The sequence below is a fragment of the Paenisporosarcina quisquiliarum genome (assembly GCF_027563315.1).
Taxonomy (GTDB): domain Bacteria; phylum Bacillota; class Bacilli; order Bacillales_A; family Planococcaceae; genus Paenisporosarcina; species Paenisporosarcina quisquiliarum.
On the sequence record NZ_JAMKBJ010000011.1, the window covers coordinates 19,436 to 32,199 of the forward strand.

Here is a 12,764-nt window from a genome sequence, read left to right on the forward strand (position 1 = left end):
GATGTATGTAACGATTATTCGACATTTTGTTAGAAAAACTTGACAATAGACGAAAATTGTCTAAATCATCCAACTAAGTACTCGTTTTTTAAATCATTAAAGGGATTGCGTTGTAAATGTCGAATTAACTTTGCAGTGTGAAATTGGTAGAATGTGCCGTGTAACAAACAACCATGTTCGCAAGAGACGTTTTAAGTGGGAAATACCATTGGAAAAAATAAAGGTCGCAATCGCAGATGATAACAAAGAATTAGTGAAAACTCTTGAGTCCTATTTGTCGAGTCACCCTCAAATCGAAGTAATTACAACTGCTCCAAATGGAAAAGTGATACTTAGCATGATGGAAAATGAGTTACCAGACGTATTGTTACTTGATATTATCATGCCGCACTTAGATGGTTTGGCAGTACTTGAAATGATGCAGTCAAATGAAAACCTTGCAAAAGTGCAAGTAATTATGCTGACAGCTTTCGGTCAAGAAGATGTAATGAAACAAGCAGTGGAATTAGGTGCTTCCTACTTTATGCTAAAACCATTTGAATTTGATCGCTTGGTTAATCAAATACTTCAAGTGGCTGGCCACAAAACAGAAAGTGCACCACGCACAAGCATTCTGCAAAGCCAACCGCAGCCGAAAGTGAATCAAAAAATGATTGATACAACAATCACGGCAGTCATTAAAGAAATTGGTGTACCGGCTCATATTAAAGGCTACGCATACTTGCGCGAAGCTATTCACATGGTCTATGAAGATATCGAATTATTGGGATCGATTACAAAAGTCCTCTACCCAGAGATTGCAATTAAATTTAATACAACGTCTTCCCGAGTAGAACGTGCAATCCGTCACGCGATTGAAGTGGCTTGGAATCGTGGAAACTATGAATCTATCTCCAAAACTTTCGGTTATACAGTGCATCATTTGAAGAGCAAACCAACAAACTCTGAGTTCATTGCGATGATCGCGGACAAAATTCGTTTGGAAAATATGGCTAGTTAATTTTAAAACACAGATGTCGTTTTTTTGGCATCTGTGTTTTTTTGCCCCAGTTCTATGGAAAAAGATGCATATATTAGGGAAGAGAGGGTAAATAAAAACTATACATATAGACAAGGTGTTGACGATAGATGATGAGAGTTCCGATATATGCACATCGAGGTGCATCTGCATACGCACTTGAAAATTCATCTGCCGCTTTTACAAAAGCGATTGAACTGGGAGCGGATGGGTTAGAAATTGATTTACAGTTAACAAAAGATTTAGTACCCATTGTTACTCATGATTTGGACTTTTGGCGGTTAGCTAAAATTCGAAAAAATGTTTCGTCAATGTATTATGAAGAAGTTAAGAAATTAAAATTAGGAACCTCTTTTTGGCGTTTGGTAAATGGGGATTCTATTCAAACTTTTGAAGAAGTATTGGCATTTGCTGCAAAAAATGAACTTGCTCTTAATGTAGAGTTGAAAGAGACTTTTTTGAATGCACCTGAACAAATTGATCTTCTGTTCAAACGTTCGTACACTCATTTGAACATTCATTTTTCGTCTTTTCATTATGAGTTACTAGAACGAATTAAAAAATGTAATCCGATGTTACAGACAGCTTATATCGGGACGAAAAAAACAAATTGGGAAGAACTCGGTCGGTTGACTGCAGCTGATGCGCTTCATATGCATAAAAGGCACTACAATCAGAAAAAACTCGATTTGGCCTTTAAATCGAACATGCCATTACGGTTTTACGGAATTGATGGGAACGAAAAATATTTAGTTGATCCGCACCCGGTCGTATTAGGGTGGATTACGGACTATCCAGATAAAGTATTAATGAAACAATTAAAAAAGGAATCCTGAGTTCGAACTCGGGATTCCTTTTTTTATGGAACTTAACGTTTGCGGGACTTTCTATAAAACTATATGTTCTACAGTTTTTTAGGTTTTTCTTTAGCGAATTTTGCTTGCACTTTTCCATTTTTTCGGTCTCTATGCAATAAGAAACCTGCGAAAAATCCAAAACCAATAACTAATAAAACAATGCCGATCAGTAACTGTAACCATAAAAATGGGATAGGACCAATTAATTTACCGAAAATGGTATCGCGTATAAGTTTAATTCCTCCGGCCGCCATTAAACCGGGAATCAATAATACAAGAAAGGCTAACATTCGTACCAATAGTATTCATCTCCTGCTGTTGTGATTGGCTTCTGATATTTGTTCTATCGATTTGCAATAATTTAGCGAGAAATTTGAACCCACGAAGATGTAGACCCAAGCTTGCTAGACCATGTCGGACTAACAGGCTAAACAATTATACAATAGAAAATAGCATAACGAAGAAATAATAATCTATTATAGTTTAACATGAAATCAAAAGTTCGTTCCAATTTCCTAGCCGCGAAATCGTTGCTTCACACTTGTCGATAAGGTATGATAAAAGGAGCTTTTGCAATAGATTGCACAGGATGAAAGAGGGATTTGAATGTCTTTGCAAAATGTTTTAATAATTGGTGGCGGCGTAGGTGGTACTGCGATTTTAAAGCTATTACTATCAGCTGAATTTTTTTGTGTTAAGCGAGTAGTAGATATTAATGAACAAGCACCAGCCATTCAGATTGCCAAGGAGAATAACATTCCGGCAAGTGCCGAGTGGAAGCCCTATTTAACAGAAGAGTTACATATGATTTTTGATTTAACTGGCCAGCCTGAGGTCTTCGAGGAACTTTTAAAGGCACGTCCTGCCCGTACCGTGTTAATACCTGGAGCGGTAGCGAATATGTTGATTCGATTGTTGCGGGAGAAGGACCATTTTATTCAGACAATCCGCGAGGAAACCCATAAGCAACAATTAATTTTTAATTCGATTGAAGAAGGCATGATTGGTATTGATGCCAGAGGATACGTCAATTTCTTCAACAAAAGTGCTGAACGCATGACGGATATTTCAATGGACCGAGCATTGGGCAAACCGATTTATGAAGTGATTCCTTCCAGTGAGTTACCCCGTATTTTTGAGACGGGTCGAACGGAAGTCAATCGTGAATTAATCCTAAGCAATGGCACGAAAATTGTCACTTCAAGATTTCCTGTCATAGATGAAAAAGGTGAACGTATTGGTGCGTTTTCCGTATTCAAAGACATTACGGAAGTCGTAAATTTAGCAGGGGAAATAACCAATCTAAAAGAAATTCAGACCATGCTTCAAGCCATTATTCAGTCCAGTGACGATGCAATCTCTGTTGTGGATGAAGAAGGTAAAGGTCTTTTGATTAATCCAGCCTATACAAGAATAACAGGTTTGCAAACGGACGATATTATAGGGAAACCAGCCACTGCAGATATTAGCGAAGGGGAGAGTATGCATTTAAAAGTATTGCAGACACGTAAACCGATTCGCGGAGTCAATATGCGAGTTGGCCCTTTAAAGAGAGAAGTCATTGTTAATGTTGCGCCGATTATCGTCAACAATCGATTGAAAGGCAGTGTAGGTGTTATTCACGATATGACGGAAATCAGTTCACTGATGAAAGAACTGGATCGTGCACGAAGCATCATTCGTACTTTGGAATCGAAGTATACTTTTGATGATATCATCGGTGATTCACATGAAATGCGCATTTCGATTGAACAAGCTAAATTGGCAGCGAAAACACCGGTTACCGTTCTATTACGTGGAGAATCGGGAACTGGAAAAGAACTTTTTGCCCATGCAATTCATAGTTCGAGTGATCGGAAATACAATAAGTTCATTCGTGTAAATTGCGCGGCTATTGCCGAACATTTGCTTGAGAGTGAATTGTTTGGCTATGAAGAAGGAGCTTTTGTGGGAGCAAAACAAGGTGGCAAAAGAGGACTATTTGAAGAAGCCAATCATGGCAGCATCTTTTTGGATGAAATCGGTGAACTTTCAAGTAATACGCAAGCGAAGTTACTTCGCGTCCTGCAAGAAAATGAAATTGTCCGCGTTGGTGGAACGAAATCAATTCATATTGATGTAAGAGTTATCGCTGCAACCAATATACATATGGAAAAAGCGATGCTTGAAGGAAAGTTCAGGGAAGATTTATATTATCGATTAAATCGAATGCCGATACAAATTCCTCCACTAAGAAACCACAAACAGGATATCCCGGCAATTGCTGAGCGTTTATTGGTGAAGCTTAACCAGGAATATGGTCGAAATGTCGAAGGTATATCCGAAGTAGCTTTACAAAGACTGATTGTTTACTCCTGGCCAGGAAATGTACGCGAACTGGAGAATATCATAAGCAGGGGCATGATATTCATGAAGCCGACTGAATCCATTTTGGATGATCATCACTTGCCATTGTCCATGTTAAAACATCAGGAACCTGACGCCAGCAAACCTGCGCAGGAAATCCTGCCACTTGCTGACCAAATGGAACGTATGGAAAAAGAAATTCTTTCTTCCACGATGGAAATGGCAAAGGGAAACAAATCAAAAACCGCCAAACATTTAGGTATCTCGCTTCGAACTTTATACTATAAATTAGAAAAATATGGGCTTGAATAGTATTGTGTGCAATAAATTGCATGGTTTGCAATCATTTGCATACCTAAAAGTACGAATTCTTGCCAAATAAAGCGTTTTCACGATTGTTATCAAGGTACTTTTTATGCTTAAATTATGAATGTTGAGGTGATTCCATTGAATCTAAACGATTTAATCCGACAAGCTTCGTCTTCCGACGATAATGTGGTTGCGGTTGCATCTGCTGCTAGCTTGGAAGTACTAGAAGCGGTTAACTTGGCCATTGAACAAGATATGGCAAGTTTTCGACTTTATGATGATGAACACAAATTAAAAGAAATGATGGTCATGCACTATCCCCACTTGTTGCATCATCCAAAAATTTACACACAACATGTAAAAGATGATCAACAAGCAGCGATTGCGGCAGTCAAAGCTGTCCATTTGAATGAAGCGAATGTATTAATGAAAGGTCATATTCCAACAGCTGTGATTCTTAAAGCTGTGTTGAATCCGGATTTCGGACTCAGAACTGGAAGTGTGCTTTCACATGTTGCAGCTTTTGAGATAAATGGTTTTGATCGTTTGATTTTCGTAACGGATGCCGCTATGAACATTGCACCTGATTTACAGCAAAAAGCACAAATTGTGCAAAATGCTGTTAAAGTAGCTCACGCAGTGGGTGTCGAAACACCAGTCGTTGCGCCATTGGCAGCGGTTGAAACGGTAAACCCATCGATGCAACCGACTCTGGATGCAGCCGCTTTGGTGGCGATGAATATAAGAGGACAAATTAAGGGCTGTGTAATTGATGGTCCGGTTGCCCTTGATAATGCAATCTCAGTTGAGGCAGCTCATCACAAAGGTTTAACTGGTCCGCACGCTGGACAAGCGGATATTCTGCTTGTGCCGAATATTGAGTCCGGAAATATTTTATACAAGTCACTTGTCTATTTTGCCCGTGCAAAAGTTGGCGCAGTGATAGTAGGAGCAAAAGCTCCAATTGTCCTGACTTCTCGGTCTGACAGTGCGGAGAGTAAATTAAACTCGTTAGCATTAGCAATTTGTACATCTAAGAATTAAGGTACGACCAAATCAAAGGAGGAATTTAAAATGGAAATTTTTAAATATATGGAGACTTATGATTACGAACAATTGGTATTCTGCCAAGATAAAACTTCTGGTCTAAAAGCAATTATCGCAATTCATGATACAACATTAGGGCCTGCACTTGGTGGTACTCGTATGTGGACTTATGCTTCTGAAGAAGATGCTATTGAAGATGCACTTCGCCTTGCAAAAGGTATGACGTATAAAAATGCAGCAGCTGGATTAAACCTTGGCGGTGGTAAAACGGTAATTATCGGTGATCCATTAAAAGATAAAAACGAAGAAATGTTCCGTGCGTTCGGTCGTTTCATCCAAGGCTTAAATGGTCGATACATCACTGCAGAAGATGTTGGTACAACTGTAGCGGATATGGATTTAATCCATGAAGAAACGAACTACGTAACTGGAATCTCACCTGCATTTGGTTCTTCAGGTAACCCATCTCCAGTAACAGCATACGGTGTTTACCGTGGAATGAAAGCTGCTGCAATGGAAGCATTCGGTAGCGATTCACTAGAAGGCAAACGCATTGCAGTTCAAGGTGTTGGTAACGTTGCATATAACTTATGCCGTCACTTACACGAAGAAGGCGCGAAATTGATTGTTACGGATATCAATAAAGCAGCAGTTGATCGCGTTGTTGAAGAATTCGGTGCTATTGCTGTGAATACAGATGAAATCTACTCACAAGATGTAGACATCTTTGCTCCATGTGCACTAGGCGCAATTATTAACGACGAAACAATTCCTCAATTGAAAGCAAAAGTTGTTGCTGGAGCAGCTAACAACCAATTAAAAGAAACAAAACATGGTGATCAGTTACACGAACTTGGTATCGTATACGCACCTGATTATGTAATCAACGCTGGTGGCGTAATTAACGTTGCTGATGAGTTGAACGGTTACAACCGTGAACGTGCAATGAAACGTGTAGAAACAGTTTACGACAACATTGCAAAAGTAATGGAAATTTCACGTACACAAGGAATTCCAACATACGTAGCAGCTGACCGTTTAGCTGAAGAACGTATTGCTCGCGTTGGTAAATCACGCAGCCAATTCTTACAAAACGGAAAACATATCTTAAGCGGACGTTAATATAAAAAAGTAAGAGCAGATACTTTCATTTATGGTTGTATCTGTTCTTATCTTTAAAGACATTTTTGGGAGGAATCATTGTGCAAGAACATTCATATCGCATTCTTGTCATCAACCCGGGTTCCACATCTACAAAAATTGGTGTTTTTGAAAACGATGTATTATTGATGGAAAAAACGATCCGACACTCTTCCGAGGAAATTGGACAATTTTCTTCTATCATTGATCAATATGAATTTCGTAAGCAAACCATTTTAGAAGCTTTGGATGAAGAAGGAATCAATATTTCGAAGTTATCTGCTGTATGTGGCAGAGGCGGGCTCCTTCGTCCGATTGAAGGCGGAACTTATGCGGTTAATGACGCAATGCTAGCAGATTTAAAAAAAGGATACTCAGGTCAACACGCTTCCAATTTAGGTGGGATTTTAGCATTTGAAATTGCAACAGGTTTAAATATTCCATCTTATATTGTCGATCCAGTGGTCGTCGATGAGTTGGCTCCGATTGCACGCATTTCAGGATTCTCGTTAATTGAACGAAAATCGATATTTCATGCATTAAATCAAAAAGCTGTTGCACGACGATATGCTAAAAAGTGCGGCAAAGCCTATGAAGACATGAGACTGATTGTCACTCATATGGGTGGCGGTATAACAGTCGGTGTTCATGAAAATGGGCGAGTAATTGAAGTGAATAATGGATTACATGGTGATGGACCATTCAGTCCAGAACGTGCAGGAACAGTTCCTGCAGGCGATTTAATCGACCTTTGTTTCTCAGGGGAATATTATCGTCATGAAATTATGAAAAAATTAGTCGGTCAAGGTGGACTAGTTAGCTATCTTGGAACGAATGATGCTGTAGCGGTTGAAAAACGCATTGCAAAAGGCGACAAAGAAGCTGAACTTGTATACGAGGCAATGGCTTACCAAGTTGCCCGTGAAATCGGCTCAGCAAGTGCCGTACTTGAAGGTAAGATTGACGCCATCATTTTGACGGGTGGTCTGGCTTATGGCAAAGATTTTGTTGAAGCAATTTCAAAACGCATTAACTGGATTGCTGATGTAGTTGTCCAGCCTGGTGAGAACGAATTGCAAGCACTATCTGAAGGGGCCATTCGCGTATTGAACGGTGAAGAACAAGCAAAAGTATATCCGAACCTCAAATAAAAGGAGGCCGAAAGTTATGGCTCACAATTACGATATCGTTATTCTTGGAGGCGGAACAGGCGGGTATGTAGCAGCAATCCGCGCGGCTCAATTAGGTCTTAAAACAGCAATTGTTGAAAAAGGGAACTTAGGTGGAACTTGTCTACATAAAGGCTGTATTCCAAGCAAAGCTCTACTTCGCAGTGCTGAAGTATATTCGACAACAAAAAATCATGCAGCTGACTTTGGTGTAAATACTGGAGAAGTTTCTTTAGATTTCTCACGTGTACAAGCTCGTAAAGAAAGCATCGTGTCACAACTTCATCAAGGTGTTCAAGGATTGATGAAAAAAGGCAAAATTGATGTATACGAAGGTACAGGCAGAATGTTAGGACCTTCAATCTTTTCACCATCTCCAGGCGGCACAGTTTCTGTTGAAATGAACAACGGCGATGAGAATGAAATGCTTATCCCGAAAAACGTCATTATCGCAACTGGTTCACGTCCACGTACACTACCTGGATTAACAATTGATGGAACGCATGTCATGAGTTCCGATGAAGCACTTGCAATGACCGAATTGCCGAAATCGATTTTAATCGTAGGTGGCGGTGTCATTGGAATTGAATGGGCTTCTATGTTGAATGATTTCGGTGTTGAAGTGACTGTCATTGAATACGCTGATCGTATTATTCCTACGGAAGACGCTGACATTTCAAAAGAAATGCAGAAGTTATTAGCGAAAAAAGGCATTACATTTGCAACAAGTGCAAAAGTTTTACCGGAAACATTGGAAATAGCAGAAGGAAGTGTAACGATTTCTGCCGAATTCAAAGGAGAAACAAAAACATTTACTGCTGAGAAAATGTTGGTATCGGTTGGCCGTCAAGCGAATGTTGAAGGCATTGGAATCGAAAATACGGATATCGTTGTCGATAAAGGATTTATCCAAGTAAAAGACACATTCCAAACAAAAGAATCACATATTTATGCAATTGGTGATGTAATCGGAGGATTACAGTTGGCACACGTTGCTTCACATGAAGGAATTACTGCAGTGGAACACATTGCTGGCCAAAAAACGCACGCGATTGATTACAATTTGGTTTCACGTTGTATCTACTCGAATCCTGAAGCAGCTAGCGTTGGAATTACTCAACAGCAAGCAAAAGATCAAGGGTTTGATGTGAAGGTTGGTAAATTCTCTTTCAAAGCCATCGGTAAAGCGCTTGTCTACGGTGAATCAGACGGCTTCGTGAAAATTATTGCTGATAAGAAAACAAATGATATTTTAGGTGTACACATGATTGGACCGCACGTGACAGATATGATTTCTGAAGCGGGTCTGGCTATGGTTCTAGATGCAACACCATGGGAAATTGCGAGCACAATTCACCCTCATCCAACACTTTCAGAAGTGATGGGCGAAGCAGCGTTGGCAGTAGAAGGTAAAGCAATTCACATGTAAAAATCACAGATTAAAAGGGGGATGTACAGATGCCAAAAAATCGTCATGAAGAACTAGGGTTATCTAATGATGACGTACTGAAAATTTTTGAAACAATGCTTATGGCACGTCGAGTGGATGAGCGTATGTGGTTATTGAACCGCGCAGGGAAAATTCCTTTCGTTATTTCTTGTCAAGGTCAGGAAGCAACACAAGTAGGTGCTGCTTTCGCACTTGATAACACAAAAGATTATATTGCTCCTTATTACCGTGATATGGGTGTTGTTTTACACTTCGGTATGACAGCTCGCGACTTAATGCTTTCTGCTTTTGCAAAAGCGGAAGATCCAAACTCAGGTGGACGTCAAATGCCTGGTCACTTCGGACAAAAGAAAAATCGTATTTTGACAGGTTCTTCTCCTGTTACAACACAACTTCCACATGCGGTTGGTGTAGCATTAGCTGGTAAAATCCAACAAAAAGACTTCGTCACTTTCGTAACACTTGGTGAAGGTTCATCCAACCAAGGAGACTTCCACGAAGGTTTGAACTTTGCGGGTGTTCATAAATTGCCTTGTATCACAATGGTAGAAAACAATAAATATGCGATTTCTGTACCTTATGACAGACAGGTAGCAGCTAAAAACGTTGCAGACCGTGCAATTGGATATGGTATGCCTGGATACACTGTTGATGGAACGGATCCTTTAGAAGTTTATAAAGTGGTTAAAGAAGCTGCAGACCGTGCACGTAACGGAGAAGGCCCAAGCCTTATCGAAGCGGTATCTCACCGCTTGACTGCTCACTCATCTGATGATGATCACCGTCAATATCGTACTGCAGAAGATCTTGCTGAAGGGCAAGCTGCTGATCCAATCGGAAAATTCGCTGCATATTTGACAGAATTGAACATTTTGACTGAAGAACTCGAAAAAGAAATGAATGACCGCATTATGAAAGAAGTAAATGAAGCAACGGATTATGCAGAAAACGCTCCATATGCTGCACCTGAAGATGCTTTAAAATACGTCTATGCTGAAAAAGACGGGGGGAACGCATAATGGCAGTTATGTCTTATATTGACGCGATTACACTCGCAATGAAAGAAGAGATGGAACGTGATGAAAACGTATTCGTCCTTGGTGAAGACGTTGGTAAAAAAGGCGGCGTGTTCAAGGCTACTCAAGGCTTATACGATCAATTTGGAGAACACCGTGTGATGGATACTCCGTTAGCAGAATCTGCTATTGCTGGTGTCGGAATTGGTGCAGCAATGTATGGAATGCGTCCGATTGCAGAAATGCAATTTGCTGATTTCATCATGCCTGCTGTTAACCAAATCATTTCTGAAGCTTCTCGTATTCGTTACCGTTCAAATAATGACTGGTCTTGTCCAATCGTATTCCGTGCACCTTTTGGTGGGGGAATTCATGGAGCTCTTTACCACTCACAATCTGTTGAAGCAATCTTTGCTAACCAACCAGGTTTGAAAATCGTTATTCCTTCAACACCATACGATGCAAAAGGCTTATTGAAAGCAGCAATCCGTGATGAAGATCCAGTTATGTTCTTCGAGCACAAACGCGCTTACCGCTTAATCAAAGGCGAAGTGCCTGAAGATGATTACACAATCGAAATCGGAAAAGCGGATGTAAAACGTGAGGGTGAAGACATCACTGTTATTACTTACGGTCTTGCTGTCCACTTCGCATTGCAAGCTGCTGAGCGTTTGGAGCAAGATGGTATTTCAGCTCACATTCTTGATTTGCGTACAATTTATCCATTAGATAAAGAAGCAATTATTGAAGCGGCTTCAAAAACAGGAAAAGTTCTTCTTGTTACTGAAGATAATATGGAAGGTAGCATTATGGGAGAAGTTGCAGCGATCATTGCTGAAAACTGCTTGTTTGATTTAGATGCACCTATCAAACGTTTAGCTGGTCCAGATGTACCTGCAATGCCATATGCACCTACAATGGAGAAATTCTTTATGATCAATCCAGATAAAGTCGAAAAAGCAATGCGTGAACTTGCAGAATTTTAACCTGAAAGGAGGAGTTACAATTGGCAATCGAACAAATTAAAATGCCCCAGCTCGGTGAATCCGTAACGGAGGGAACAATTGAAAAATGGTTGGTCCAACCGGGTGATAAAGTGAACAAGTATGATTCACTAGCTGAAGTCAATACAGATAAAGTAACAGCTGAAATTCCTTCATCATTTACAGGTGTGATCAAAGAGTTGATCGCAACTGAAGGTCAAACTTTGGAAGTTGGCGCAGTTGTTTGTACAATCGAGACAGAAGGTGGCGCAACTTCAGAAGAATCTACTTCTGAAGAAGTTCCTGCTGAAAAAGAAACAGCAGCTGAAATGCCAGCAGCTGAATCTAAAAAGGCTGCAGCTCCTGCACCAGTACGTGATAAAGGGTCGAAAGCACGTTATTCACCGGCCGTACTAAAACTTGCTCAAGAAAACGACATCGATTTATCACTTGTTGATGGAACTGGGAATGAAGGTCGTATCACTCGTAAAGATTTACTAGCGATAATCGAAAGCGGTAATATCCCAACAGCTAAGGCTGAACAAGCTGCTCCTAAAGCAGAAACTGCAGCACTGGCTCAAAACACAGCTCCAGCTGCTAAACCAGCGGCTGCACCTGTAAATGTACCAGTAGCTGTAGGTGATATCGAAATCCCTGTAACGGGCATTCGTAAAGCCATCGCTGCCAACATGTTACGTAGTAAACATGAAGCTCCGCATGCGTGGACAATGATTGAAGTAGACGTAACAAATCTAGTTCAATACCGTGATTCCATCAAAAATGAATTCAAGAAAAAAGAAGGCTTCAATGTGACTTATTTCGCATTCTTCGTTAAAGCTGTTTCTCAAGCTTTAAAAGAATTCCCAATGATGAATTCAATGTGGGCTGGCGATAAAATTGTACAGAAAAAAGACATCAACATTTCGATCGCTGTTGCTACAGAAGATGCTTTATTCGTACCAGTTATTAAAAATGCTGATGAAAAAACAATCAAAGGCATCGGTCGTGAAATCAATGAGTTGGCAGGCAAAGTGCGTGCTGGTAAATTGAAATCTGACGAAATGCAAGGTGGTACATTCACAGTAAACAACACCGGTTCATTCGGTTCGATTCAATCAATGGGCATCATCAATTACCCACAAGCAGCAATTCTACAAGTAGAATCAATCGTCAAACGTCCAGTTATTATGGATGGCGGTATGATTGCAGCTCGCGACATGGTTAATTTATGTTTATCTCTTGATCACCGTGTGTTGGATGGCTTGGTTTGCGGACGCTTCTTAGCTCGCGTGAAAGAAATCTTAGAAAACATGACGAAAGAAAACACGTCAGTTTATTAAAAGTCAGTGTAAGGCGACCTCAAGTTAGACACCAGCTTGGCGCATGCAACTGGACATAAATATAACCCGATGCCGAAACTCTCGGTCAT

At 40.2% G+C, this 12,764-nt stretch carries 11 protein-coding genes; 10 read left to right on the forward strand and 1 reads right to left on the reverse strand.

The annotated features are described in order from the left end of the window. Positions 1–208 precede the first annotated feature (208 nt). Both spo0A and M9R32_RS12335 read left to right on the forward strand, forming a co-directional pair. Positions 209–1,000, forward strand: a complete 792-nt coding sequence (gene spo0A, locus M9R32_RS12330; RefSeq protein WP_269927037.1) for a sporulation transcription factor Spo0A — start codon at positions 209–211, stop codon at positions 998–1,000. Between the two features lie 128 nt (positions 1,001–1,128). Next, entirely contained in the window at positions 1,129–1,854 is a 726-nt protein-coding gene (locus M9R32_RS12335) for a glycerophosphodiester phosphodiesterase (RefSeq protein WP_269927038.1), read from the forward strand. A 68-nt stretch (positions 1,855–1,922) separates the two neighbouring features. On the opposite strand, the gene M9R32_RS12340 is transcribed toward M9R32_RS12335, so the two are convergent. Further along, positions 1,923–2,174 (reverse strand): DUF2627 domain-containing protein, encoded by a 252-nt coding sequence (locus M9R32_RS12340; protein ID WP_269927039.1) that lies wholly within the window; start codon positions 2,172–2,174, stop codon positions 1,923–1,925. Between the two features lie 307 nt (positions 2,175–2,481). On the opposite strand from M9R32_RS12340, the gene M9R32_RS12345 reads away from it, so the two are divergent. The 8 genes from M9R32_RS12345 (at position 2,482) to M9R32_RS12380 (ending at position 12,675) form a co-directional block, all read left to right on the forward strand. Beyond that, positions 2,482–4,533, forward strand: coding sequence for a sigma-54-dependent Fis family transcriptional regulator (locus M9R32_RS12345; RefSeq protein WP_269927040.1), 2,052 nt, complete (start codon positions 2,482–2,484; stop codon positions 4,531–4,533). Positions 4,534–4,668: 135 nt separating this feature from the next. Continuing rightward, positions 4,669–5,574, forward strand: a complete 906-nt coding sequence (yqiS, locus tag M9R32_RS12350; RefSeq protein ID WP_269927041.1) for a phosphate butyryltransferase — start codon at positions 4,669–4,671, stop codon at positions 5,572–5,574. A gap of 30 nt (positions 5,575–5,604) precedes the next feature. Next, on the forward strand, positions 5,605–6,699 hold the full coding sequence (gene bcd, locus M9R32_RS12355) for a branched-chain amino acid dehydrogenase (RefSeq protein ID WP_269927042.1): 1,095 nt from the start codon (positions 5,605–5,607) through the stop codon (positions 6,697–6,699). An 80-nt stretch (positions 6,700–6,779) separates the two neighbouring features. Next, positions 6,780–7,868, forward strand: coding sequence for a butyrate kinase (gene buk / locus M9R32_RS12360; protein ID WP_269927043.1), 1,089 nt, complete (start codon positions 6,780–6,782; stop codon positions 7,866–7,868). Between the two features lie 16 nt (positions 7,869–7,884). Beyond that, positions 7,885–9,315, forward strand: a complete 1,431-nt coding sequence (lpdA, locus tag M9R32_RS12365) for a dihydrolipoyl dehydrogenase (protein WP_269927044.1) — start codon at positions 7,885–7,887, stop codon at positions 9,313–9,315. 29 nt (positions 9,316–9,344) lie between these two features. Continuing rightward, complete coding sequence (locus M9R32_RS12370; RefSeq protein ID WP_269927045.1) at positions 9,345–10,355, forward strand: thiamine pyrophosphate-dependent dehydrogenase E1 component subunit alpha; 1,011 nt, start codon at positions 9,345–9,347, stop codon at positions 10,353–10,355. Continuing rightward, a complete protein-coding gene (locus M9R32_RS12375) occupies positions 10,355–11,338 on the forward strand; it encodes an alpha-ketoacid dehydrogenase subunit beta (RefSeq protein WP_269927046.1) in 984 nt (327 codons plus the stop codon). The genes M9R32_RS12370 and M9R32_RS12375 overlap by 1 nt, the downstream gene beginning before the upstream one ends. Before the next feature lie 20 nt (positions 11,339–11,358). Beyond that, positions 11,359–12,675, forward strand: a complete 1,317-nt coding sequence (locus tag M9R32_RS12380; protein ID WP_269927047.1) for a dihydrolipoamide acetyltransferase family protein — start codon at positions 11,359–11,361, stop codon at positions 12,673–12,675. The last annotated feature ends 89 nt before the right edge of the window (positions 12,676–12,764 follow it).